The following is a 24709-nucleotide window of genomic DNA, read 5'->3' on the forward strand; positions in this document are numbered from 1 at the left end:
GCGACCGCGAGCCTTCGCGAAAATGCCTCCATCGGCGTCTCGATCGGTGACTACGAAACGCCGGGGGGCGGCGGGGGGAGTCCCCCCGCCGCCCCCCGGGCGACGATCGCGACGATCCGGACGGCCGACTCAGCGGCCGTCGTCGATCTGGTTGACCAGCCGGACGGCCTCCTCGGCCATCACCGGGCTGAGCTGATCCTTCGAGGCGATGGCCCTCGACAGGTGGTCCTTGGCCCGGGTGCCTCGGGACTTGTCGGCGGCGATCAGCTTGCCGTAGTGGTAGTGGAGCACGGCGAGGTCCGGCGCCCGCTTCAGGCCTTCCTGGTAGGACTGCTCGGCGTCGTCGGCGCGGCCGACCGACTCCTGGATCGCGCCCAGGGTGTCATAGAACTCGCCGGGGAGGGCGGCGGAATTGGCCCGGGCGACGAGGTCCTGGGCCAGTTCCAGCGCCTCCTGGCTCCGTCCGAGCGAGCTGTGGAGGACCCAGGCCTTGTTGTTGACGGCCTCGATCGACCCGGGCTGGAGCGTGAGCACGCGGTCGTACTCGGCGACCGCCCGCTCGAAATGGGGACGGGCTTTTTCGGGGTCGGGCTGGCTCTCGGCGATCGAGAGCAGCAGGTCGCCCAGGTTGAGGTGCGCGACCGGAGAGTCGAGCATCCCGGCGGCCTTCTCGGAGAGCGGCAGGGCCAGCTCGAGGCGGCGGGCCTTGTGGAACCCGACGGCGACGGCGAGGATCGTGGAGCCCTTCTGGTCGCGGGCGAGGATCTCGGTCGCGAGCCGCTTGGCCTCGTCGAGGCCCGCCGGGCGCGAGGCCGGGCTCGCCGGATCGGGCTCGGACAGGAGCTGGACGTACTGGGCGACGATCGAGGCGTCGGACGGGTCGGCGGCGAGCCCGCGCTTGAGGGCGGCGATGGCGGCCGGGCGACGGTTCCGCTTCAGCTCGATGTCGGCCATCGCCTGGAAGGCGTCGGCGAACGCGGGGTCGGCCGCGACGGCCGCCTCGAGCTGGGCGACGGCCTTCGACCGGGCGGCCTCGCGCTGGGCGTCGCTGACGCCCGAGGCGTCGAGGGCTCGGGCCTGAAGGAGGACGCCCTCGCGGCTCTTCTTCTCGACGTTCAGGACGTAGCTCGCCTGCTGGAGGGCCTCGTCGACCTGGCCGACCTTGAGCGCCGCCTTGCCGTGCGAGACGCGGACGTCGAGGCGGCGGGGCTCACGCTCGACCGCCTCGGCGTAGGCCTTGGCGACGTCGACCGGCCGGTTCTGGGCGGCGAACAGCCGGGCCCGGAGCAGAGGGCCGACCGACGAATTCTTGGCGACCTTGTCGATCTCCTCGGTGATGCCGACGGCCTGGGTGTAGTCGCCGCGTCGGGCGGCCTGGTCGCACTCGGCCTGGAGGATCGCCAGGTTCGTGGGAAACTTGGTGCGGTACTCGCGGATCAGGCTCGAGGCCTTCTCGTCGAGCGAGCGGAGCTTGGCCGCATCGCCCGCGGACATCGCGTCGGCCGTCGCGAGGGAGACGACCTCGACCAGCCCGGCCGCCAGGTTGCCGTCTTCCGGCGACTCCGCGACGAGGCTTCGGAGGAGCCGCTCGGCGCCTTCGTAGTTTTTCTGGTGCCGATAGACGTCGACCAGCATCCGCCGGTAGACGCCCGTCGTGTCATCCTTGGCCTTCGACTCGACGAACTCCAACGCCCTGGCCGGGTCCCCCCCCTTGGCGAGGATGAGATACTTCGCCTGGACCAGAGGGATCGAGGCGGGCTGGGCCTGGAGCCCCTGATCGACGACGTCGAGGGTGCGATCGGCGGCGGTCTCCAGCGGCGGGGTCTCATTCTCGACCGCGGCCATCATCAAGAAGAAGACCTCGGGGGCCTTCTGGCCCTCGGCCCCGATCAGCTCGACGGCCTTTTTCAGCAAGGCCGAGGCCTCCGCGAAGTGCTTGTCCTGCATGTGCAGGAAGGCGCGGGTGACGACGGCCGAGGCGTTGGTAGGATTGCTCTGGAGCACGAGGTCGAGTTGCTGAAGGGCGGCGGCGACCTCGCCGTTCTCCCGGAAGAGGTTCGCGGCCCGGACGCGCTCGTCCGGGTTGGGCGGGTTCTTCTCGTCGGCCAGCAGGGCGGCCATCTCGGCCTTGGCGACTGGCCACTGCTTCTTGGCGACGTGGGCCGTGATGAGCTGCCAGCGGTCGCCGCGCGTCAGGGCCCCGGCCTCGTTGTTCCGCTTCAGCTCCTCGAAGCGGCGGATCGCGTCGTCGACGTTGCCGCTCTGGAGCGAGAGGTTCGCGAGCGCGGACTGGGCGGCCGACATCAGCGTGACGCCCGTCTCGACCTCCTTGCTCGGCCGGTCGCGGACGATGTCTTCCAGCGCCTTGGCGGCCTCGGCGACCGAGCCCGAGCGGCCGTCGAGCTGGGCCTTCCAGAAGGCGACGATCTTGTTCTCCGGGTCCTTCTTGAGGGCCTCGTCGAAGTGGGCGATGGCCGCGGGGACCTCGCCCCGCTTGAGCGCGAGCTGACCTTCGAGGATGTCGCCGGTGGCGCCTTCCTTCCAGCGGCTCCGGACCTTGGCGACGACGGCGGCGGCGCCTTCCAGGTTGTTCCGAGCCATCTCCAGCTGGGCGAGCTGCACCCAGGGGGCGGAGCTTTCGGTCCGCTCGCCCAGCTCGGCGAGGACCTTGCGGGCGTCGTCGGGGCGGTCGAGCGAATCGTTGAGGATTTGGGCCCGCATCATCGCCATCGTGACGTCGTCGGGCTGCTCGGCGAGGAACTCGGCCAGGATCTTCTCGGCGGCGGCGGGGTCGCCGTCCTTGGTGCGGAAGGCGGCGTCGAGCCCCACGATCTCGGAGGCGCGCGGGAACTTCTGGCGGGCCGCGGCCAGTTGCTTGCGGGCTTCTTCCTTCTTGCCCTGCTGCTCTAGGATCAGCACGGCCAGGTTCTCGGCCGCCGGGGGCGCCTGGCCGGTATTGCGGAGCGCGTCGACCCGGGCCAGGGCGTCGTCGAGCTTGCCCCGCTGGACGTCGATCTGGGCGAGGCGGAGCGCCGAGCCGCCGTCGGACTTGTCGCCGAGCTTGGCGACCTTCTCGAACTCCTGGGCGGCGAGGTCGAGGTCGCCGGGGCCCCGGCGGGCCTGGTACAGCTCGCCGGTGAGCTGGTGGAGGACGACCTTCATCTCCCCGGGGATGGTCCCCTGGGCGAGCTGCTGCGAGAGCGACTCGATGATCGGCGCGGCCTCTTCCGGATAGCCGGCCTGGAGGATCGTCCAGGCGGCCCAGAACTCGTATTGCGGGTCGAGGCTGGACATCCGGAGGGCGTTCTGGAGGTACTGGCGGCCCAGCCCCTGCTCCTGGTTGAGCACCAGGGCCACGCCGTAGCGGGCCTGGGCCTCGGCGACCTCGGGGAGCTGCTGGGCGGCGGCCTTGAGGTGGGCGAGGGCGCTGGCGCGGAGCTTGGGCTGCGAATTGGCCGGCGCGTCGGACTTCTCGGGCTTGCGGGTGACCGAGGTGATGACGCCGGCCTCCTCAAGCTCGACGGCGCCCTGGAACAGGTGGCCGAGTCCCTGGTAGCGAGGCTCGGCGGCGGCCAGCAACGCCTGGATGTGCGGCGAGGCCTTCGGGAGCCGGGCCGAGTCGTCGGTCTGGGCCAGGGCCATCTCGGCCCCGACGGTGTGGAGGCCCAGGACGATCAGCGAGGAGCTGGGACGCGTCGCAAGGGGCGAGGCCAGGGCCTCGTTGACGACCTGGAGGCAGCGATCGCGCTGGCGACGGAACCGCAGGTGGTCGGCGTAAGTGAGGAAGATCTGGTAATCGACGTGCTCGCCGGCCTGGCGGCTCTTCTCGAAGAGGCTCGCGAGCTGCTCCTCGATCGTCTCGATGAGCGCGTCCGTCGCCGGGTCGCCTCCGGCCTGCGACTGCCGGATGAGCGAGCGCTGGGTCTGTTCGAGCAGGTAGCTCAGGCGGGTCGCCCGCTGCGAGCCGGGCTCGGCCGAGGCCAGGAAGCGGTCGGAGAGGCCGACCATGCCCTTGACGATCTCGGCGCGTCGGGCCGGGTCGGTCTGGTTCTCCACGTCGAGAGCGTCGAGTCGGAGCTTGGCCATGAGGTCGGTCGGGTCGGCGTCGTCCGCCGGGGCGATCTTGCGACCGGCTTCCAGGGCGGCGTCGCGGCCGGGATCGTCGTTGGTCGCGATCGCCAGGCGCGCCTGGATGAGCAGCCGGCGGACCTCGGGGGCGGCGCCGGCGACCAGGCGGTCGTGCAGCTTGCGGACCTCGGCCAGGTTGGGCGTGCGGGACTCCAGGCCGTGGAAGGCCAGGACGTAGGCGGCGTCGAGGTTCTCGGGGTCGATGGTCGAGACCTCTTTCGCCCAGTAGACCGCGTCCGGGGCCACGTCGTCGGCCATGGCCTGGCGGAGCAGCCGGAGGCGGGGGCCCTTCAGGTTCTTATCGAACTTGACGGCCTTGATCAGGTGGTCGGTGCGCTCGGTCCGCAGGGCGTCGCGGCGCTCGGCGGGCGCGGACTTGAGCATGTCGTCGTAGAGGCCCGCGAACTCCTCGTGGATCGCGGCGTCGCGGCTCTCGGCCTGGAGGGCCTGCTTGTAGTAGATCTCGGCGTCGGCCAGCCGCCCGGCGTCGCGCGACGCCCGAGCCTGCTTCAGCACGCTCTGCGCGGAGGGAGGCGCCAGGGTGGACGAGATCGCGATCACGCCGACCACGGCGACCGCGACGAAGAGTCCCGAGAGGATCAACAGAGGCTTCCAGCGGACGGTCATCGGGCCATTCTCCTTCAGCTCGAGATGCCGAGCCGGCCCGCGGGCTTGATCCACGACGCGGAACCTTCCGGGTTCGCGCGTGGCGCCGTGCGGGACGGGTGTTGTAGTTCAGAGGAGATCGAGATCGGCGTCTTCAGGGCGACGCGAGATCCGCCCGCCGGCGGGACGGGGGCGAGGTGCGATGTGGGGCGAGGGGAGGGTGGCGATGCCGCGAGCCCTTCCTGGTCTCAAAGTCGCAATCCATTGCCGCATCGTCCTGCATTCAGGCAATGGACAAAATAGGGCTTCTTCGCCCCGAGGACAAGGCGATTTTCCTCAAGCCGAGCACTCATGAACCCGCGTCGACCGGCTCGGCCCCATTCGGCCCCGGCTCGCCGGCGCGATCTTGCTTCGCGACGGGATCGGCGTTGGACTTCCCGGGTGCGAGGATGGGCGAACGCATCCGGCCCGCGGGCTCCTTGAGCGGGCCGCGCTTGAAGAACGCCCGCAGGTAACCCGCCGCCCGCGCCCGCGTGCCGGGGCCCTCGCGTCGCTCGCCGTAATCCTTCCCGTACGGCGAGGCGTCCTCGATCACCTTGTTGAACTCGGCCGCGACGAGCAGTTCCACGGAACAGAGCCAGATCCAGGACATCAGGACCACGACCCCCGCGAGCGAGCCGTACGTCGCGCTGTAGTCCCCGAACCGCTGGACGTAAAACCGGAACAGGTAGCTCACGGAGACCAGCAGGAGGGCGCCCAGGAGGCTCCCGGGCGTGATCCACTCCCAGCGCTGTTCGGCGTCGGGCGCGAAGTACATCGCCGCCGCGAAACTCACCAGGATCAGGGCGAACACGGAGAGCCCGTGCGCGATCGTCACGAAAAACGCCGTCACACCCTCCAATCCCAGGAGGCCCATGATCTGGGGCCAAAGCAAGGTGCTGGCCAGGACCAGGATCAGCAGCATCGCCTCCAGAACGGCCATGAACAGGGCGACCAGCCGCTGCTTCCAGTACGGCCGACGCTCCGCGACGCCCATGATCTGGTTCACCGCGTCCATGACCGACATGAACAGGCTGGAATTCAGCCAGAGCAACGCGATGGTGCCGAACGAGACAAGACCCGTGCTGGGTCGACTGCGAACGTTGTCCAACTCGCCGATCAGCAGAGAAGCGGCTTCTGCGGGGAGGATGTCTCCCAGCACCTGCATCGGGTCGACGTTCTTGGAGCTGGAAATCCAGGGGAGGACATGCGCGGCGATCTGCACGACCAGGGCGAGGAACGGCACGAGAGACGCAACCGCGTAGAACGTGATCGCCGCCGCGCGGGTCATCAGCTCATGTTCATTTAGCTTGATCCAGGTCCTGTGGAGCGCCTCGCGGAGCGTCAGGCCTCCGAGATCCATCGCAGACAGGAACCTTCGCTTCGATGCTTCCATCGTCGACCGCCTCGTCGTCTTGCGTACAGACTTTAACCAGCTTCTCCGCACGCAAACGCGATGCCCATGGCTCGCCTCAGCGGCGGATCGTCTGGGAGGGGGCCAGCGACATGAAGGCGTCGCGGTGGGATTCATCGGGGAACCAGTAGCGGCGGCCGCCTTGGGTCAGGCTGAAGCGCGGGTCCCCAGGCACGGCCAGCCCCTCGGCGTCGAGACAGTGCGGGCAGTTCCCCTGGGCCTCCACCCCGACGGTCGAATACCGCTCGGGATCCTGGACGAACCGGAGACGATCCTCGACCGACGCGCACAGGTAAAGCCGGCCTTTGTAGAGGGCGCCGTAGCGCGGATCGCCGGGGGCCTCTCGCCCTTGCTCAAGCTGCTCGACGGGGCATCGGCCGTCGTTCGCCGGGACGTAACGCTCGGGATCGCGTCGGAAGAGATTGAACGTCACGAGATTGGCGAACTTGTAGACACGCCCCTCATGGGAGACCGCGTATTCCGCCTGGCCCTCGACGAGCTTCTTCTCCGCGACGAGGCTGACCGGGCAGTAGCCCGACAACTCGACGTGGTCCTCCCTCTTCAGCGGCCTGGCGACGTCCGCCGTGCGATCGCGGGCGAGTTGGGGAGGGCCGACCGGCTCCGACGCGATTCGAGTGTCGTCGACGAGGTCCTCCGGGTTGAAACGGGGCGTGCGCGCGGCGACGGCTCGCCCGAGCACGCCGTCGAGGTCGTCCGGGCCCAGATAACCCTGGTGGACCGCCAGCACCGTGCGCGAGGGGTCGACGAGCACGGTCGCGGGCAGCCCGGTCAGGTTGAAGCCCAGGGCCAGTTCCTCGTCGACGTCGGCGCGAAGCTTGACGGCGACGAAGTCCGAGCGGGTGCGAGCCACCACGTCCGGGGCCGGGAAACTCTCCTGCTCCATCCGCAGGCAATTCGGGCACCACGGTCCGGTGAACTGGATCCAGAGCAGGCGATCCGCCGCTCGGGCCTCTTCCAGGGCCGAGGCGTAATCGGTGCGCCAGGGGACCCCGGGTTCCGGCGAGGGTTCGTCGCACCGGGCGGCGACGGATTGAGACGTCCCGGCCAGGGCGAGCAGCAGGCACCGATGGACGAAGCGCATGGCGGATCGTTGGGGAGTCATCGCATCTCCTCGTCGACGGGCGATTCGCAATGGTGTCGTGATTGAGTGAACGTCCGGGAACCGGACGCACTCCATCCGTGGAGATGCCGCTCAGCTATTCGAGAGGCGCCATGCCTTTGGCGACGGACCCGGTCTCTCTCCGAGTCCAGGGTCGATTATCGACTCGACGGCAGCCCGGCTGGAGCGGTTTTCCGCCGATACGGGGGTCGCGTCGAACCTCGCCCGGCGCGACGCTTACAGGCCGAGTGACGCGCGAGGGCCGCACATCCCGAACCGGACCGGGGTCGGACCGAGGGCGAGCCTCAGCGACCACGCCTCGACTGGCGAAGGCTGAGGGGGGGCTGGAGGAGTTCGGTCAGCAGGGCCATCTCTCGGAGACGGGGCGTGTCGGCGAACATATCCCGGACCTGGGTCGCCGAGAGGGCGGGCGGGGCGATCGACGAGGCGACGGTGGCCGCCGTCGAGGTCGCGTTGCGCAGGGAGGCGCCGCCCAGAGAGGTGAGTTTCGAGGTCAGCGGCGCGAGGTCCAGGGGCTGGCCGCGGTTCAGCGACATGGACTGGCCGACCTGCTCCGAGAGCACGCGCTGGGTCCCAGGATCTTCATGGCGCTCCCGACCCCCAGGGTGTTCCGAGCGTCGTCCTCGGGCGGGCTTCCTCGCGACCTGGCGCGAGGGGTTTCGGGCCCCCCCCAATCCGGGGGCGGGCGCGGAACCGATCTGCATCCGGCTGACGGGGTCGACGAAGATCAGCTCGTCGTCGATGACGTAGACGTCGGCCTCGGCCATGCCGTCTCCGGCCGGCCGGCGTCCCAGCCGGAGGCCGGGGGGCTGCGCCGGCCGCTCCTGAGGCCTGGACGCGACCGGACTCGGAGTCGACTCGGTCCCAAGCCGCCTGGGCGGCGGGGCGGAGGCGGCGGCCACTTCGCGTTCGCGAATGGCGCCGGTGGCCGCCTGCCCCCGCGCGGCGGGGCCGAGGGCGTTCGGCCCGGGCCGGTTTCCCGGCCGGGCGGGACGTTGCGGCAACGGCTGGGCGTCGCGGTTCAGGATCGAGGTCAGCGCCCAGATCGCCAGGAAGATCAGGGGCACGATGAACTGAGAGAGGGCTTCGATCCGGCCCATGGGCGACTCCTGCGATCACGAGGGGACGAGACGGCCGCTGGGAGTTCGGCTCAGGGGGTCGAGACCACGGGCTGACGCGTGTTGCTGCCGGTGCCGGCGATGGCCGAACGCATCTCGGTGTCGGCCTGGACGTTCCGCAAGTTGTAGTAGTCGGTGATCCCCAGGTGGCCCTGCCGAAACGCCTCGGCGATCGCCAGCGGCACCTCGGCCTCGGCCTCGACCACCTTGGCCCGGTTCTCCTGGACGGCCGCCTGCATCTCCTGCTCCTTGGCGACGGCGAAGGCCCGGCGCTCCTCGGCCTTGGCCCGGGCGACGCGGGTGTCCGCCTCGGCCTGGAGCGCCTGGAGGTTGGCGCCGATGTTGTCGCCCACGTCGATGTCGGCGATGTCGATCGACAGGATCTCATACGCCGTGCCGGCGTCGAGCCCCTTCTCCAGCACTCGCTTGGAGATCGAGTCCGGCTTGCCGAGGACCTGGAGGTGGGTCTCGGCCGATCCGATGGCGTTGACGATGCCCTCGCCGACGCGGGCGATGATCGTCTCATCGGTCGCCCCGCCGACCAGGCGGTCGAGGTTCGTCCGCACGGTCACCTTGGCCTTCACCTTGAGCTGGATGCCGTTGCGCGCTACACCGTCGATGGTGTTGCGGCCCTGGGTCGGGTCCGGGCAGGGGATGACCTTCGGATTCACGCTCGTCTGGACGGCCTCCAGCACGTTGCGGCCCGCCAGGTCGATGGCGGTCGCCTGCTTGTACGAGAGCGGGATGTCGGCGCGGTTGGCGGCGATCAGGGCGCGGACCACGTTCGGGACGTTGCCGCCCGCGAGGTAGTGCGACTCCAGGGCCCGGGTGGTGAGGCCGTCCTTCTCGGTCAGCCCCGCCTGATACGCCATGATCTTGGAACGGACGATGATGTTCGGATTCACCTTCCGGAACGACATTCCGACCAGGTCGACGATGGTGACGTTGGCCTGGGTGAGGAAGGCCTGGATCCAGAGGTTGAAGTACTTCGTGATGAAGATGCCGCCCAGCAGCGCGATCACGCCGAGCGTGACCACCCCCAGCCAGAACATCGTCGGGCCGGGCATCGCGACCGGGTTCGCTTGGGCGAGTATCATGGCTGTCATGGAGGATCCTCGAGGTTCGTGGGTGATTCTCAGTGGACGGGCGATGCTAGGTCCCGGCCCCGACGTCGACGCGAGGCGGCGACGGGGCCGGATCCTCGGACGTCGAGGTCCGATCCGCCGAGCCGGGGACTTCGATGGTTCGGACCACCACCTGGCCGGATCGGACGCGGATCACGCGGACCCGGTCGCCCTCGGCGATCAGGCCGGACTCGGCCATCCCATCGTAGCGACGCCCCTGAATTTCGACGTGGCCGCAGGGATGAAGCGGCGTGAGGGCCCGTCCGTCGGCGCCGACGAGGTCTCGGACGCGACGGTCGCGGTGCGAGACGTCGATCTCTTCCGGCTCCGGGGGCGCCAGCGAGAGGCGACGGCCCATGGGCGACCGCACCCACAGCCGGAACGCCACGATCGCCGTCGTGGGGACCGCGACGAAGTCGACCATGAGGAACGTGATCCCGAGCCTTCGCGAGCTCTGGAAGGCGTTCCACAGCCCCAGGCCGAGGCACACCACCGCGCTGAAGCCGATGAACCCGCCCGAGGGCACGAACAATTCCAGCGTCAGGAGCAGCAGGCCCATCGCCAGGAAGACGATCGGCCAGAAAGCCTCGTTCACGATCACCCTCCGCGGTCGAGCCTCGCGGCGCACGGCCCGGCGGCCGATTCCGCCCCGGCCTCGCAATTCGCCTCATTGTACCATGCCGTGATTCTACGCAAACGAGGGAGACGATCTCGAAAAGATCCGGCGACCTCGCCCGGGGCGACCTCCCCTCGTCGATGTGATAGGCTAATCCACGTCGCCCTCGCGGACGCCCGGACCGCCCCGCGCATCCCGTTGCAAGAGGGCGGCGGGGGGCACGCCTTGGCTGAAACGACCCGCGACTCGAATCTCTCGCTCGCCGCGACGCGCCGGGGCGGTCCCGCGATCCGCCGGCTCGTCTTGCTCCGCGTGCAGGTGCCGCTGAAGAAGCCGATCAAGCACGCCTCCCACGAGCGCTCGTCGAGCGAGAATCTGGTCGTCCGCGTCGACCTCGACGATGGGTCGGTCGGCTACGGCGAGGGCGTCCCCCGAGCCTACGTCACCGGCGAGACCATCGAGACGACCTTCCAGGCCCTCGCGAAGTGTGAATGGCCCCGCGCGATCGGTCGCCCCGGCTCGTTCGCCGACGTCGTCTCGACCCTCGAACGGCTGACCCTGCCGGAGATCGACGACGATCCCCGCGGCATGCGCGGGAACGCCGCCCGGTGCGCCCTGGAGTTGGCGGTCCTCGACGCTTACGGCCGGTCGTTCGGGGCCTCGCTCGGCGAGGCGGTCGACCTTTCCACGGCCGAAGGCCTGGAACGCAACTCGAGGCCGCTCTCCGTCCGCTACAGCGCGGCGATCACGGCCGAATCGCGACGGAAGGAGCGGATCTCGGCGATCAAGTTCCGCATCTACGGCTTCCGCGACGTGAAGGCGAAGGTCGGCGTCGCGGGCCAAGACGACGAGCGTCGGATGGAGGGCCTGCGGCGGATCCTCGGCCGCAGGATGGACCTGCGACTCGACGCCAACGAGGCCTGGCGATCGGACGAGCTGCTCGCGAAGGTCGCCCCCCTGCTCCGCTTCCGGCCCTCGCTCCTGGAACAGCCGCTCGCGCACGCCGAGGTCGACGCGCTCGCCGAGCTACGTCCTCGGCTCGGCGTGTCGGTGATGCTCGACGAGTCGCTCTGCGGCTGGCCGGACGGCGTGGCGGCGATCGAACGGAGGACGACCGACTTCTTCAACGTCAGGCTCTCCAAGTGCGGGGGCCTCCTGCCCTCGCTCCGGCTGATCGGCCTGGCGCGTCGGCACGGCCTGGGCGTGCAGTTGGGCTGCCATCCGGGGGAGACGGCGATCCTCTCGGCCGCCGGTCGCCACGTGGCTTCTCGAGTGGGGGGGGTCCGTTACCTCGAAGGATCCTACGACCGCCACATCCTCGCTGCCAACGTGACCGCCGACGACCTCACCTTCGGCTACGGGGGTCGAGCCAGGCCCATCGCGGGCCCCGGATCGGGCGTGCTCGTCGACGCCGGCCTGCTCGCGGCGATGACGACGGAGACGCTGGAGATCGACCATGTCTGAGGTTTCGCCGAACGAGGAGATCTTCACCGCGTCCGACGGCTATGGCTGCCTCGTGGCTCGCTGGCCGGCCGTGGGCGACGTCCGAGGCCGCGTCGTCGTCCTGCATGGGGTGCAGAGCCATTCGGGGTGGTATCCCGGCCTCGGGACGCGACTCGCGGAAGCGGGGTACGATGTCTCCTTCCCGAATCGTCGCGGCTCGGGGCCGAATCGCGAGGAGCGCGGGCACGCCCCGTCGGCACGACGGCTGATCGCGGACGTGTCCGAATGGATCGAGCGGCTGAAGGCCGAGGATCCCGCCCTGCCGGTCGCTCTGGCGGGGATCAGCTGGGGGGGGAAGATCGCCCTACTCACGGCCGCCCGACGCCCGGAACTGGTGGACGTCCTCGCGCTCATCTGCCCTGGGCTGGAGCCGCAGGTCGGCGTGACTTTCGGGGAGAAGCTTCGGATCGCCAAGGCGGTTCTCACCGACCTCCGCAAGACTTTCCCGATTCCCCTGGCCGACCCGGCGCTCTTCACCGACGATCCCGTGAAGCAAGAATTCATCCGCCGCGACCCCATGAGCCTGCGACAGGGGACGGCGGGGCTGCTGCTCGCCAGCTTCCTGATCGACCGGATGATCAAGCGTTCGCCCGGAAAGCTGCTCCAGCCGACGCTGTTGATGCTGGGGGGGAGGGATCGGATCGTAGACAACACGCGGACCCGAGCGTATTTCCAGAAGATCGCCGCCGCGGACCGCGAGATCATCGAGTACCCGGAAGGCTGCCACACCTTCGAGTTCGACCCGCGCCCGGAAATCTATGCTCGCGACCTAGCAGCCTGGCTGAAACCCAGGCTGGAGGCGAGACGGCGCCATCCTGGCTGATCAGGGCCGACGGGGAGCCTTCGTCCCGGCGCTCTCCCCGGTCGGGGCCGTGGATTCCGACGATTCCGGGCGATCGTCGCGCGTGGCGCCCGAGCGTCGCCGGGGTGTGGCCTTGCGTGTCGCGGTCTCCGGGCGGGTCGGCTCGGAGTCCAGTTTGAGCGCCAGCGAGTTGATGCAGTAGCGAAGGCCGGTGGGGGCTGGGCCGTCGTTGAAGACGTGCCCCAGGTGCGCGCCGCAGCGGGTGCAGGTGACCTCGATGCGGGGCTCAGCCTCGCTGCGATCCAGGCTCTCCTCCAGCGCCTGGGGGGCCATCGGCCGCCAGAAGCTCGGCCAGCCGGTGCCTGAGTCGAACTTGTGGCGAGAGTCGAAAAGCTTGGCCCCGCAGCAGACGCAGAGGAACGTCCCCTTGAAGCGGCCGTGCGCGTAACGCCCGGAGAAGGCCGGCTCGGTCGCCTTCATCCGAGTGACGAGGTACTGGTCGTAAGTCAAGAGCCGACGCCATTCCGCGTCGGTCTTCACGACCCGCTCGGGCTCCTTCGCGGACGCCTCATTCGACTCGGGTTTCGGTGCCGGGTCTTTCGCGTCGTCGCCGGCCGCGATCGTTTCCCCGGCCGGGGCTTCCGGCTTGGCCTCGGTCTTCTTCTGGACCTCCTGCGCGCGGACATGTGAGGTGAGGATGAGCAACCCCATGACCGCCAGGAGGATCCGAGGAGGGGCCAGCGCCGGGAGGAGGGTTCGCATGGACCAGTCGCCTTGAAGGGGGTGTCGGTCCGAGTCGGCGCCGCCACGCTGCGACGCCGAAAACATATGACCTCGCATCCATTCTACAGCGACGTCTAGTGCCCTGTCGGCACTTAATCCTGGTTCGGCCCGGGGACCGGCTTCATCTCGGACCTCTCGGACTTGAACGCCGCCTCCAAGAGCAGGCCGGCCGTGCTCCCCGGAAAGCCTTCGACCACGGCCACATCGGTCCCCCGTCGCTCGACGATCCGGCAGACGTCGTCCACGCACCGCCAGAGCGAGTCGGGGATCTCCACGGGTTGGAACTTCTTGTCGCCCATCCGATCGGTCTGGTAACGAATCATGCCCTGGGCGAATTCCTTCGCGTCCGATTCACCGTCCCAGGTCGTCATCCAGACCAGGCCGAGCCGCCCGTCGGGCCCCTCGAATGCGGCGTACCGATCGCCGTCCCAGCCGGCCGCGGCGGCGGCGCCGCCGTTGCGACGGAGGAGGACCGCCGTCTGCATCTCGCCCAGGACGTTGCGGCCGACTTCCTTCCACCCCTGGCCGGGATCGAGTACGCCGAGGTCGATCAACGTCGGGACGTCGGGCTTCGCCCGGTACTTCTCGGGGTGGAGGATCTGCTCGGTCGACAGCGGCGGGTTGCGGTAGGCGTCGTCCACCCCCTTCCAGCCGTCGTCGTTGGCGAGCTTCGCGCAGAAGACCATGCCCCGCAGATAGGGGAAGAGCATCGATTCGGCGATGATCGGCGGCGCGCCTTTCAGGCTCTTGCCCCCTCCCAGCGAGGTCAGGAACGGCGCCATCAGGCTCAGCCCCCGGCCCAGGTTCTCGGCGGGGGTCTTGATGATCTGGTCCCCCTCCCAGTCGTCCATCCCGGCCGCCATCATGGCCAGGGTCGCCTCGCCTTCGATGAGCGCCGACACAGCCAGCGAGTGGTCGTCGTTCTTCTTCGAGAGCTGGTGCAGGGCGTCGAGGTCGAAGTGCTGGTCGGACAGGGCGTGGGTCATCTCGTGGGCGATGACGGTCTTGTTCTCGTCCTTGTCGAAGCCGCCGGTCTTGCCCAGGAATCGTTCGAAGAACGTCGGCGGCTCGTTCTTCTTCGCCTCCGGCTCCTCGATCATGAACATGGTCTTGGTCTTTGGATCGTAGTAGGCGGCGATCTCCTCGGAGTAGACGTCGACGAGCAGCTTCTTCAGGTCCATCTCGACCGGAAGCATCCCGAACGCCTTCAGGGCCTTCTCGTTCGCCTCGAACTCGGCCGGGGTCATGTCCTCCTCGAACTCCTTGAGGAGCATGTCCTGGAGCTTATCGCGCTTCGTCACGTCGCGCTTCACTTCATGCTTGAAAGGGATGCGACGCAGCCGGGGGAGGATCTTCTCGAAGGCTTCCTTGTAGCGGAGTTGGGCGTCGTTGGGCTTTCCCTCGTCGGCGAGGCCGTCGCCCGTCTGCAGCAGGTCGGTCCCGGCCTTCACGTCGGGATGAACGTCGCCGCCGCGGGATGGGCTACCGGCGAGGAACACGAGCGCCAGGAGGAGCGGCGCAGCGGAGTTGATGGCGAAGGAGTGCATGGGGCGCTTCCCTGGTCGACGGGGCTGGTGATGGGGATGAGGTCGCTTCGGACGACGTCCGGGGCTTGTGGGCGGATCAGGGGCGGCGGACGTTCGTCGTCCGACGGACCGAGGCCGGCTTGCGGTCGGTCGACGTTGCGGGGGCCGGAGCCGGAACGGCCGAGGGGTCGACCTTGATCCGAAGGAGTTGGCGGGCCGCGAACAGCCGGACCTCCCCGGGATCGCGGGGACCGTTCCGGGATTTCATCGAGCGGTGGAGTCGATTGGCCAGGTAATCGAGGATGCCCGCCTCGGGTACGCCGATGGCGCGGAGCATCTGCACCTCGCCCTCGCGGGAGAGCTTTCCCTTGTAGTGGGCCAGGCTCCCATACGCCCGATTCTTGACGTCCTCGTTATAGCCGCGACCGAACCGATTGCAGAGGTCGTCGATCGCCTCGCCGGCGTCCTGCCCCCCCGAGGCGACGATATCCTGGAGCGCCTGGCGGAACTCGACTCGCTCGTTCTCGACCCGCTCCAGGGCCTCCGCCTCGACCGCACCCCGCGCCTCCGACTTGCGGCGTTCGATCTCCTCCTCCCGCGCCTGCTTGAGGAGCCCCTCCTGCCGGATGCGCTCCATCAACTCCTCGCGGGTCGGCGGCGGGGGGTCGACGACGGGCTCGGGATCGGCGGCCGCCGGCTCGGGCTGGAAGGGGAAAGACCTGGCCCGGTCGGGGGCCGCGGACGCGATCGAGATCGGCGCAGGGCCTTCCGGCTCGGCCCCGACGATCGGGGTCGCCGGCGCGGGGGGCGGCGCCGGGTCGGCGGGAGGCTCGGCCGAGGCCGCGGGCGTGACCTCGTCCCGGTTCGCGACGGAGTCGGTCTCGGCTCGTTCCGCAACCTTGGGATCGGCGCCGATCGTCGGCGGCAGGAAGAAGCCGGAAGGAAGCGGCTGACTCTCCAGGGTCAAGGGCATCGGGATCGACTGGAGTTCGGCGGGCATCGCCGCCGCCACCCTCGCCAGCGCCTCATCCGGGTTCACCATGGGGCGAGCGGGAGGTGCGGCCGTGGGCTGGGCGAGTGCCTCGGCGCGCGAGGTGATCGGCTCGACGAAAAAGTGATGGTAGCCGATGAACAGGGCCAAAGAGGCCAGCAGGGTGAGGGGGAAGAGCAGGACGGGCGACATCCCCCGGTTCCGGTACTGGATCACCACCACGGGCTCGGCCGGTTGGGATCCCTCCGGGGCGTTCGCTCCTCCAGCCGGCCCGGGGACGGGGGGGAGGTCGGTCCACTCCGAGTCGAGGTTGATGTCGGCATCGTCCGTCATGGGAGGTCGCCCTCGTGGTCGCGTGCTTCGATCACCTCTCCATTCTCCCCGATAGCACGCCTGGACTCCCAGAGAAGTTTCATCGAAACCACGATTATCCCCCGCCGCCGCCCCCTTCGAGCCCCCTCCGGGTTTGACGCATCGGGTCGAGCAGACGGTCGACCTCGGCGCGTGCGGGGAAGCCGCCGTGTTCGCGGAGCGAGTCCTCGGACGCCGGCGGGCCGAGCCTCCGGACGATCTCGGCCGGGGACTGCCCCTCCAGGGTTCGTGCGACCTCGCGAATGGTCAGGTCCTCGCGGTAGGCGGCCTTGGCCATGGCGGAGGCGTTGTCGTAGCCGATCCGGGGAGCGAGCGCGGTGCACATCGCCAGGCTCTGCTCCACATGCTCGCGACAGCGGGCCTCGTCGGCCTCGATCCGCGTCGCGCCTTGCGCCTTCTGGCCTTCCAGGAACGCCCGGGCGTCGATGCACTTCCGGTCGAGGTGCTCCGCGGCGGCGGTCAGCAGCTCGATCGACTGCAGGAGGTTGTAGCCCATGACGGGCATCATGACGTTGAGGTCGAAGTTCGACCCCAGGGCGTTCGCCCAGGCGATCGTGGCGTCGTTCCCCACGACCTGCGCGGCGACCATCATGACGGCCTCGGGGATCACCGGGTTCACCTTGCCGGGCATGATGGAGCTGCCGGGCTGAAGCTCGGGGATGAGGATCTCGCCGATCCCGCAGCGCGGGCCGCTACCCAGCAGCCGCAGGTTATTGGCGATGTTAGAGAGGCTTACCGCGACGGTCCGCAACATGGCGGATGCCTCGACGACCGCGTCGCGGTTGGCCATCGCCTCGAAGAAATCGGCGGCCGGGCGGAAGGCCAGCCCCGTCTCGCGACTCAGGGCTTCGGCCATCCTGGCGGGAGACTCGGCGTGGGTGTTCACGCCGGTCCCCAGCGCGGTGCCGCCGATCGGCAACTCGCCGAGGGCCTCGGAGGCGATGCCGACCCTCCGCAGCCCGTGCTCGACCTGCGCGGCGTATCCCGAAAACTCCTGGCCGAGCCGGACCGGCACCGCGTCTTGCAGGTGGGTCCGGCCGATCTTGACCACGCCGTCGAAGGCCCGGGCGCGCTCGCCGAGGGCGTCGCGGAGCCGGCTCAGCGCGGGGATGAGCCGCTTCTCCAACTCCTCGCGGGCCGCGACGTGGATCGCGGTCGGGATCACGTCGTTGGAGGACTGGCCCAGGTTCACCGCGTCGTTGGGGTGGACCGGCGAGCGACCGCCTCGAGTCCCTGCGGCCTTCTCATTCGCTCGCCCGGCGATGACCTCGTTGACGTTCATGTTCGTCGAGGTCCCGCTCCCCGTCTGGAACACGACCAGGGGGAAGTGGTCGTCGAGGAGGCCGTCGGCGACCTCCTGGGCCGCTTCCTCGATCCAGGCGCCGAGCCCGGGGTCGAGCAGATCGAGCCCGACGTTGACCGTCGCCGCGCTCTTCTTGATGAGCCCGAGCGCCCGGAGGAACGCCCGGGGGAACCGGAGCGAGCCGATCTCGAAATTCCGCCGCGCCCGCTCGGTCTGCGCCCCGTAGTAGGCGTCGATCGGCACCTGCATCTCGCCCATCGAATCGCGTTCGGTCCGGGTCTCCGCCATGGCACGCTCCAGCTGAGCTCGGTTCGAGGGAGATCGGGAGGGTCGATTTGCCGTCGACGTGCGGGCCCTCCCGGCGGATCCCTAACAAGGAAACCCCGTGCCGATCAGCCGATCGCCGGGATGATCGGGAAGTTCGCCCCGGGCGATGGGCCCGGCGCCTCCGCCTCAGGCCTCGTCGGGGGATCGAGGACGAAGGCCGGGAGCGGCCAGAATTCCAGGCGGACTTCTTCGCCCTCCACGACGACGAAAGGGCAAGGCGGGGCCTCGGTCCAGGTCCCGCTGTTGATGTAGGTCACCCCATCGCACTCGGCGGTCAGCGGCAGGTGGGTATGGCCGCAGGTGACGTATCGGAAGCCCCGGCTCCGGGCGTACTCGGTCGCCCGATGCTCGATCAGCTGGCTGTTGCGCTGGAACTTCTTCACGAGGCGGCGGATCCCCCGGGCGGCCTGGTGCGGCACCCACTTCTGGATGTAATAGAAGGCCCCGCAGGCCAGGTCGGTGATCCAGGGATAGTCGCTGACGATCGTGTCGAACTGGTCGCCGTGGAAGATCAGGAGTTGGAGCCGCCCGTTGTCGTAGACGTACTCGTCCAGGATCTCGACGCCGACGATGTGGCTCACGATGTCGGCCGGCCCGTCGTGGTTGCCCCGCACCCAGACCACGCGGACGTCGTCGCGATCGCTGTTGCGTCGGATCTGCTTGAGGCAGGCGAAGTGCCGCTTGCTCAGGCGTTTGAAGTTGAGATCGTCGAAGATGTCGCCGTTGATGACCATCGTTCGGCAATGGTCGAACGCCCAGATCAGGAACTCCTCCAGCAACCTCGCCTGGCAGACCGCGCTGCCGAGGTGCAGGTCGCTGATGACGATGCAGTCGTAGATCCGGTTCTCGGGGCTGGCGGGCGAGTTCTCGGCCATCGTGCTCTGTCGACTCCATCGGGACTCCGCGGGTCGATCGGCGTCTTCCGCATCGAGCCTACAGCCGACGCGGGGGGGCTGCCAACCACCGGCCGCCGTCGCCACGAAATCTTCAAGGACCGCCCGGAGACCAGGCGGCGTAGTAGGTCATGGCCGGATAGTCGCGGACGAACCCCAGCGCGGCCAGCCGGCCCGCCGCCGGGCTCGCCAGGGTCGGCTGGCCGTTGAAGGTCTCGACCTTGAACACCCGTCGATCCGGCGACACCAGGTCCAGCACCCGGCCCAGCGCCGAATCGAGTTCGGCCTGGGACGCCGAGGCCAGCCCCGTGAGCCGCTTCCCGTGGCCTTCCAGGATCAGGATCGGGCGCCCCCCCTTCAGCACGAGGAAGTTGCCCGGCGAGCGGAGGAGCCGGGCCGAGCCGCCCTCGAGCAGCGGGATGTCGAGCGGAGCCCCCGCCCCGTAGAGGTTGGCCGGGTCGCCCGCGGCCAGCAGGATCTCGGGGCCGTCGCCGATCGCGCCGGCCGACATCGACGCCAGCGCCTCGGCCGCCTCCTCGGTCGCGTACTGGACCCCCGAGAGCCCCTCCACGAAGTAGCCGCGGCGGATCTCGCCACGGAGTTCCAGGCGGGCCAGGTGGGGATACAGCCCGGACCAGGGCGGAGCCCAGGGATCCATCCCGGTCGTCTCTCGCGTGAGCACGCCGTAACGTGCGAACAGGGCGTCGATCCACGCCAGCGTCCGTTCTTCGGATTCGACCGCCGTCGCCACGACCTCCCACCGCCCCTCGGGCCGAGAGGACTCGGCGCGACGGGAACGCCCGCCCCGACGCCCCGCGCGTGAGGCCCCCGCGACGGCTCGATCGACCACGTCGAGCACCTCGAAAGCCCCCGGCCGCAGCGGATCGAAGCGGTCGTTCGCGATCGCGCCACGACGCATGAGCGCCCTCAGCGTCCGACGCGCTGCGAGCAGGTCGACGCCCACGGCCCGCGAAAGGTCGGCGGCGAACGACGCCCCGCGCCGCTCCAGGGCTTCGAGGATCCCGCGCTCGTCGTCCGACCAGGGCGCCGGCTCGGCGGCCTCGGGCCACGCCCCGGCGAATTCGCGTGCGACGATCGCGACGAGGGCTTCCTCTCGTCCTTCGGCGGACGCACGCCAGGTCCAACCCCCCCGGGCGAGAGCCTCGTCGAGCCAGGCCGATTGGAAACCCGCCACGCGGCGAGGGAGCAACTCCTCCTCCCAGGACGCCGCCGTCGCGGCGAAACCCTGGAGCTGCTCCAGCACCGACTCGACCCCTTCGACGCCGGAGCCTCGCGACAGGGGATGCACGCGCTGGCGACGGGCGACGAAGTCGGCGAACACCTCGGGCGACACGGCCACGCTCTCGCGACGACGCTGCGCCAGCGTGAGGCGCTGGATCTCGGCGAGGTTCTCCCGTTCGGCCCAGCGCGGACCGTCCTCCCCTTCCTCGACCCGCACGACGTCGCTCGACTCCACCCAGGCTTCAAGCAGGGTGCGGGCGGTCTCGGGGGCGATGGGGTACCTGCGGATCACGTCGCCAAGTCCCACGAGGGCGTGGGTTCGCAGGTGACGCCGGACGATCGTCTCGACGGCTTGGGGCTCGGCCCTGTCCGGCGCGGCGAAGGCCGAATCATAAAGCTCGCGCTCCTCGGCCGAGATCCAGCGGCCGGGTTCCGCGACGCCCTCCAGAGTGATCCAAGCGGCCCTCCCCTGCCCGGCCAGGTCCTTCGCGAAGGCCTCCATCGGGCCGGCCAGCTCGGACGACGCGAGGTCGCCCAGCATGCGCAGCGTCTCGGCCATCTCGTCGACGGACCGTGGCGGACGTCCTCGTTGCCGGAGCCGGCTATCCACCCGACCCACGGCTTGCTCGTCCAGACCTCGACCGGCGTCCAGGCCGTGCAAGAGCCCGTCCAGCAAGTCCTCGTCGACCTTCGTGGATGACGACGGTTCGGGCTTGCGCCGGGGCTCGTCCCACTCGTAGAGATAGGCCATGGTGAACTGGAAGACCAGGTCGGAGGCGAACGGCGAGGCCAGTTCGGCGGCTCGCTTCTCGACGCGGATCTCGCCGGCGTCGATCGCGTCCAGGAATTCCCGCAGTTTCGGGACCTGGAGATCGTCGTCGAGGCACTCCCGGTAAGTCTCGACGACGATCGGATGGTCGGGGAACTCTCCGACGACGCCGAGCAGGTCCTTCGCCCGGAGCCGTTGGAGCCAGAGCGGCGTCCGTTTCGAGGGGTCGGGGCGAGGCATGAGCAGGGCCCGGCCGGCGTTCTGTCGGAACCTCAGGCCGAACAGGGAGGTGTCGGGCAAAACCCGCCGGATGAGCCGCTCGGCCTCGGCCCCGTCGAGCCCGTCCAGCAGGTCGAGCGGCGGCTCATCGGTCTGGGGCAGTCGGAACAGGAGGCCGTCGTCGCCGTGCAGGCACGACGCCGTGAATCCGTACCGGTCCTGGATCCGCGCCAGGAGCGCGAGCTTCAGCCCCAGGTGCATCCGCCCATAAGGCGAGAGCACCGCCAGCGCGATCTCGCCGGTCGGATCGCGGAAGCTCTCCACCAGGATCGTGCGGTCGTCGGGGACCACCCCAGCAAGCCTCTGCTGCCTGGCGACCCGCCGGATCAGCAGGCGGGCGGCGGCGGGTTCGAGCCGACATTCCTCCTCAAGCCAGGCGGGGAGGCCGGGATCGTCCAGCCCGGCCGCGATCTGACGGGAAAGCACTCCCACCGCGCGTCCGAGTTCCAGCGATCGAGGGTTCGTCTCGCCTCGCCAGAAGGGCATGACGACCTGGCTCCCCTCGGCCGGGGCGACGATCACCTTGTGGACGTCGATGACCTCGATCCGCCAGGCGCTGTTGCCGAGCATGAAGCTCTCGCCGACCCGGCGTTCGAAGACGAACTCCTCGTCCAGCTCGCCCAACCTCGGCCCCCCTTCCCCCAGGTAGACCGGATAATGCCCCACGTCGGGGATCGTGCCGCCGCCGGTGAGCGCCAGCCGTGAGGTGCCGGGGAGGGCCCCCAGCCGGTTGTGGACGCGGTCCCAGGCCACTCGCGCGCGCAGGTCGCGGATCGAGCCGGTCGAGTACCGACCCGAGACGAGCCGGAGGACGCGCTCGAAGGCGTCCGCCGAAAGCTCGCGGAACGGGTACGCCCGACGCACGAGGTTGTACAGCTCGGAGGCGTCCCATCGGTCCATCGCTACGCAGGCGATCACCTGCTGCGCCAGGACGTCCAGGCAGTTCCTCGGCACGCGAAGCGGCTCGATGTCCCCCGCGAGCATCGCCCGGGCGAGCGCCGCCGATTCCAGCAAGTCGCCCGGCGTCTTGGCGATCAACCGGCCGCGACTCGTCCCACCGACGAGGTGGCCCGACCGACCCACGCGCTGGAGCCCTCGCGCGACGTTCCCCGGCGATTCCACCTGGCAGACCAGGTCCACCTCGCCCATGTCGATGCCCAGTTCCAGCGAGGCTGTGGAGACGACCGCCTTCAACTCGGCCCGCTTGAGCATCTCCTCAGTCGTCCGGCGCTCGTCCAGGCTCAGGCTTCCGTGATGAGCCCGGAACGGCGGAGCGGTAAGCTCCTCGGCGTCGGCGGGGGCCTCGCGCTCGACGTCTCGGGTCGCCAGCTCGTTGAGCCGGGCCGTGAGCTTCTCGACCGTCCGCCGATTGTTGGCGAAGACCAGGGTCGAACGATGCTCCTCCACCAGGCCGAGGATCCGGTCCTCGATCGCCGGCCAGATGGAGCCGGGGGGCCCGAGGGCCGCGTCGCGGTCGGCCGAAGGCCAGATCACGCTCAGGTCGATCGGCTTGCGGGCCGTGGCGTCGACGATCTCGACCGGGCGGAACACGTCGCCGCCGTCAGCGTGCCGCAGGCCCCCCAAATAGCGCGCGACTTCTTCCAACGGCTTCTGCGTCGCGGAGAGGCCGATGCGTACGAACGGCCTGCCCGACCCGATGGCTTCGAGGCGTTCGAGGAGGAGTGCCAGGAAGACCCCGCGCTTGTCGCCGCAGAGGGCGTGGATCTCGTCGACGACGACGTGCGACACCTCGCGGAGGGTCTCGCGGGCCCGCGAGGTCAGCATCAGGTGGAGCGACTCGGGGGTGATGATGAGGATCTCGGGCGGCTTGCGGAGGATCCGCGCCCGCTCGCTGGCCGGCGTGTCGCCGCTCCGGACGGCCGTGGACAGGGCGCGGAGAGGGGTCCCGGACGCCTCGGCCTCCTCCAGGATGCCCTGCAGCGGCACGCGCAGGTTGCGGTGCACGTCGGCGTTGAGGGCCTTGAGCGGCGAGATGTAGAGGATCCGCACGCCTCGCGAGCGTTCGGGGGAACGCCAGAGCAGGTCCAGCGCGGCGAGGAACGCCGCCAGGCTCTTGCCCGATCCCGTGGGAGCGGCGATCAGGGTGTTGCGTCCCGAGGCGATCGAACGCCAGCCGAGGCGTTGGGGGAGCGTGGGCTCGCCGAGGTTCGTCTGGAACCAGGTCGCGACGGGGGGCAGGAATAGGTCCAGGACGTCGGCGTCCTCGTCCGGGTCGGCCTTGGCTCGACCGCCTGGCTGCTTGCGTCCCGACGTCATGGCGCCTCGCGATGCTCGTACCCGATCGGCCTCGTCGTTCGGACTTCCGCACCAACTATGATACGGAAGTCCACCGCCTGGTCCATCGGGGGCGTCAGGAATGCAGGAAGAGCGCGATCGCGAGCACGGCGATAAGCCCCACCGCCAGGACGACCAGCGAGAAGTGGATCAACCAGCGATTGTCCTCCCCGTCGCCTCGGGCCGCGTCCGTCGGGGCGGGCCGGACGCGGGCCGCGATCGGCAGGGGGGCCTTGCGATGGCGCGGGGCCGGGGAGGGCTCGGCCTCCCCGAGATCGCGGATCGAGATCACGCTGGGGCTGGTGTCGGGGGCGAGGAGCCGCAGGTCGTCCTCCTCCAGCACGGGCGGCGGGGGGTGGAAGGCCTGCGCCGTCTCGGCGGCGGAGCCGAGCAAGGACCGGACGCGAAGCGGGTCGGTCCAGCGTTCGAGGTCGACGCGAAGCTCGGCGCAGTTCTGATACCGATCGGCAGGGTCCTTCGCCATCAGCTTGCGAATGATCGCGGCGAAGGCCGCCGGGACCCCTTTCGCGACCCGCTCGATCGGCTCCGGGTCTTCCATGCGCTGCTTGAAGATCTTATTGATGGCGTCGCCCCCCTCGAACGGGGGATCGCCCGCGAGGGCGAAATAGAGCGTGCAGCCGAAGCTGTAGAGGTCGCTGCGGGCGTCGGCGCGACTGGCGTCGCTGAGCTGCTCCGGGCTGGCGTAGTCGAGCGTCCCCAGGAGCGTGTTCGCGCGGGTCAGCCCCCCTTCCTCGCCGAGCGCCTTGGCCAGGCCGAGGTCGAGGACCTTGGCGTCCCCCTCGGGCGTGATCATGATGTTCGACGGCTTGATGTCGCGGTGGACGAGCCCCGCCGCGTGCGCCGCCTCCAGTCCGTTGAGGATCCGGAGGAACAGTCGGGAGGCCGCCGCGACCCGGAGCGGACCGAAACGCTCGCTCTTGATCATGTCGTACAGGCTGAGGCCCGGGATGAACTCCAGGACCATGAAGTGGACGTCGCCGTCGTTGCCGAAATCGAGCGTGCGAGCGACGTTCGGATGGTCGCAACGCATCGAGAGTTCCATCTCCCGCTTGAATCGCGCCAGGCTGTTCACCTCCTCCTGGGCGCGTCGCGGGGGGAGGACCTTGATCGCGACCTTGCGGCCGTCTTCCTCGTGAGCGGCGAGGAAGACCTTGCCCATGCCCCCCTCGCCCAGCGGGCGGAGGATGCGATACCCCCCGAGGAAGAATCCTCGGGTCGCCCCGGCCAGGAGCTTGCGGGCCTGGTATTGGGTGAGAAGACCCTGCTGGACGAGGCGGCGGGCGAGGGCCGCCGCGTCGTCGCGATCGTTCGCCGCGCAGAGAGGCTGGACCGTCGCACGGGGGATCAGGCCCGAGCGGTCGACGCACTCCAGGAACTCGTCGAGACCGATCATCGCCCGACCTTTATCGCCCAGGAT

At 69.6% G+C, this 24709-nt stretch carries 15 protein-coding genes; 2 read left to right on the forward strand and 13 right to left on the reverse strand.

Going from position 1 to position 24709, the window contains the following annotated elements; genetic code table 11:
• Positions 1 to 129 precede the first annotated feature (129 nt).
• The 6 genes from G6O68_RS06265 to G6O68_RS06290 all read right to left on the reverse strand — a co-directional run bounded on the left by G6O68_RS06265 (position 130) and on the right by G6O68_RS06290 (position 10165).
• Positions 130 to 4755, reverse strand: coding sequence for a tetratricopeptide repeat protein (locus G6O68_RS06265; RefSeq protein WP_165245965.1), 4626 nt, complete (start codon positions 4753 to 4755; stop codon positions 130 to 132).
• A 328-nt stretch (positions 4756 to 5083) separates the two neighbouring features.
• Positions 5084 to 6169: a YihY/virulence factor BrkB family protein gene (locus tag G6O68_RS06270; RefSeq protein ID WP_165245967.1), complete on the reverse strand. Its 1086-nt coding sequence runs from the start codon at positions 6167 to 6169 to the stop codon at positions 5084 to 5086.
• A gap of 76 nt (positions 6170 to 6245) precedes the next feature.
• Entirely contained in the window at positions 6246 to 7310 is a 1065-nt protein-coding gene (locus G6O68_RS06275; protein WP_165245969.1) for a thioredoxin family protein, read from the reverse strand.
• 302 nt (positions 7311 to 7612) lie between these two features.
• Entirely contained in the window at positions 7613 to 8428 is an 816-nt protein-coding gene (locus tag G6O68_RS06280) for a hypothetical protein (protein WP_165245971.1), read from the reverse strand.
• A gap of 50 nt (positions 8429 to 8478) precedes the next feature.
• A complete protein-coding gene (gene floA / locus G6O68_RS06285; protein ID WP_165245973.1) occupies positions 8479 to 9552 on the reverse strand; it encodes a flotillin-like protein FloA in 1074 nt (357 codons plus the stop codon).
• A 46-nt stretch (positions 9553 to 9598) separates the two neighbouring features.
• Positions 9599 to 10165: an NfeD family protein gene (locus G6O68_RS06290; RefSeq protein ID WP_165245975.1), complete on the reverse strand. Its 567-nt coding sequence runs from the start codon at positions 10163 to 10165 to the stop codon at positions 9599 to 9601.
• A gap of 246 nt (positions 10166 to 10411) precedes the next feature.
• Here G6O68_RS06290 and G6O68_RS06295 point away from each other — a divergent pair, with 246 nt between their 5' ends.
• Together G6O68_RS06295 and G6O68_RS06300 are read left to right on the forward strand one after the other, a co-directional pair.
• Positions 10412 to 11650, forward strand: coding sequence for an enolase C-terminal domain-like protein (locus tag G6O68_RS06295; protein WP_240911067.1), 1239 nt, complete (start codon positions 10412 to 10414; stop codon positions 11648 to 11650).
• A complete protein-coding gene (locus G6O68_RS06300) occupies positions 11643 to 12512 on the forward strand; it encodes an alpha/beta fold hydrolase (RefSeq protein WP_165245977.1) in 870 nt (289 codons plus the stop codon). Before G6O68_RS06295 ends, G6O68_RS06300 begins: the two co-directional genes overlap by 8 nt.
• On the opposite strand, the gene msrB is transcribed toward G6O68_RS06300, so the two are convergent.
• The 7 genes from msrB to G6O68_RS06335 form a co-directional block, all read right to left on the reverse strand.
• Complete coding sequence (gene msrB, locus G6O68_RS06305) at positions 12513 to 13253, reverse strand: peptide-methionine (R)-S-oxide reductase MsrB (protein WP_240911068.1); 741 nt, start codon at positions 13251 to 13253, stop codon at positions 12513 to 12515. It abuts the gene before it with no gap.
• A 113-nt stretch (positions 13254 to 13366) separates the two neighbouring features.
• Positions 13367 to 14821: a hypothetical protein gene (locus tag G6O68_RS06310; protein ID WP_165245979.1), complete on the reverse strand. Its 1455-nt coding sequence runs from the start codon at positions 14819 to 14821 to the stop codon at positions 13367 to 13369.
• Between the two features lie 76 nt (positions 14822 to 14897).
• The gene (locus G6O68_RS06315; RefSeq protein ID WP_165245981.1) at positions 14898 to 16124 is read right to left on the reverse strand and encodes a hypothetical protein; all 1227 of its coding nucleotides are present in this window, start codon (positions 16122 to 16124) and stop codon (positions 14898 to 14900) included.
• Positions 16125 to 16218: 94 nt separating this feature from the next.
• Positions 16219 to 17754, reverse strand: a complete 1536-nt coding sequence (locus G6O68_RS06320; RefSeq protein ID WP_165245983.1) for a class II fumarate hydratase — start codon at positions 17752 to 17754, stop codon at positions 16219 to 16221.
• Positions 17755 to 17858: 104 nt separating this feature from the next.
• Positions 17859 to 18668 (reverse strand): UDP-2,3-diacylglucosamine diphosphatase, encoded by an 810-nt coding sequence (locus G6O68_RS06325; RefSeq protein WP_165245985.1) that lies wholly within the window; start codon positions 18666 to 18668, stop codon positions 17859 to 17861.
• Positions 18669 to 18780: 112 nt separating this feature from the next.
• Positions 18781 to 23253, reverse strand: coding sequence for a DEAD/DEAH box helicase (locus G6O68_RS06330; RefSeq protein ID WP_165245987.1), 4473 nt, complete (start codon positions 23251 to 23253; stop codon positions 18781 to 18783).
• Positions 23254 to 23347: 94 nt separating this feature from the next.
• Entirely contained in the window at positions 23348 to 24685 is a 1338-nt protein-coding gene (locus G6O68_RS06335; protein ID WP_165245989.1) for a serine/threonine-protein kinase, read from the reverse strand.
• Positions 24686 to 24709: the final 24 nt, after the last annotated feature.

It is taken from the genome of Paludisphaera soli (genome assembly GCF_011064595.1).
GTDB classification, from domain to species: Bacteria; Planctomycetota; Planctomycetia; order Isosphaerales; family Isosphaeraceae; genus Paludisphaera; species Paludisphaera soli.

What these genes read in the sequence shown, in the direction of transcription:
- G6O68_RS06330 (WP_165245987.1), bottom strand. Translation starts at nt 23,253, where the DNA reads ATGACGTCGGGACGCAAGCAGCCAGGCGGTCGAGCCAAGGCCGACCCG.
- floA (WP_165245973.1), bottom strand. Translation starts at nt 9,552, where the DNA reads ATGACAGCCATGATACTCGCCCAAGCGAACCCGGTCGCGATGCCCGGC.
- G6O68_RS06320 (WP_165245983.1), bottom strand. Translation starts at nt 17,754, where the DNA reads ATGGCGGAGACCCGGACCGAACGCGATTCGATGGGCGAGATGCAGGTG.
- G6O68_RS06325 (WP_165245985.1), bottom strand. Translation starts at nt 18,668, where the DNA reads ATGGCCGAGAACTCGCCCGCCAGCCCCGAGAACCGGATCTACGACTGC.
- G6O68_RS06270 (WP_165245967.1), bottom strand. Translation starts at nt 6,169, where the DNA reads ATGGAAGCATCGAAGCGAAGGTTCCTGTCTGCGATGGATCTCGGAGGC.
- G6O68_RS06280 (WP_165245971.1), bottom strand. Translation starts at nt 8,428, where the DNA reads ATGGGCCGGATCGAAGCCCTCTCTCAGTTCATCGTGCCCCTGATCTTC.
- G6O68_RS06335 (WP_165245989.1), bottom strand. Translation starts at nt 24,685, where the DNA reads ATGATCGGTCTCGACGAGTTCCTGGAGTGCGTCGACCGCTCGGGCCTG.
- G6O68_RS06300 (WP_165245977.1), top strand. Translation starts at nt 11,643, where the DNA reads ATGTCTGAGGTTTCGCCGAACGAGGAGATCTTCACCGCGTCCGACGGC.
- G6O68_RS06275 (WP_165245969.1), bottom strand. Translation starts at nt 7,310, where the DNA reads ATGACTCCCCAACGATCCGCCATGCGCTTCGTCCATCGGTGCCTGCTG.
- G6O68_RS06310 (WP_165245979.1), bottom strand. Translation starts at nt 14,821, where the DNA reads ATGCACTCCTTCGCCATCAACTCCGCTGCGCCGCTCCTCCTGGCGCTC.
- msrB (WP_240911068.1), bottom strand. Translation starts at nt 13,253, where the DNA reads ATGCGAACCCTCCTCCCGGCGCTGGCCCCTCCTCGGATCCTCCTGGCG.
- G6O68_RS06265 (WP_165245965.1), bottom strand. Translation starts at nt 4,755, where the DNA reads ATGACCGTCCGCTGGAAGCCTCTGTTGATCCTCTCGGGACTCTTCGTC.
- G6O68_RS06315 (WP_165245981.1), bottom strand. Translation starts at nt 16,124, where the DNA reads ATGACGGACGATGCCGACATCAACCTCGACTCGGAGTGGACCGACCTC.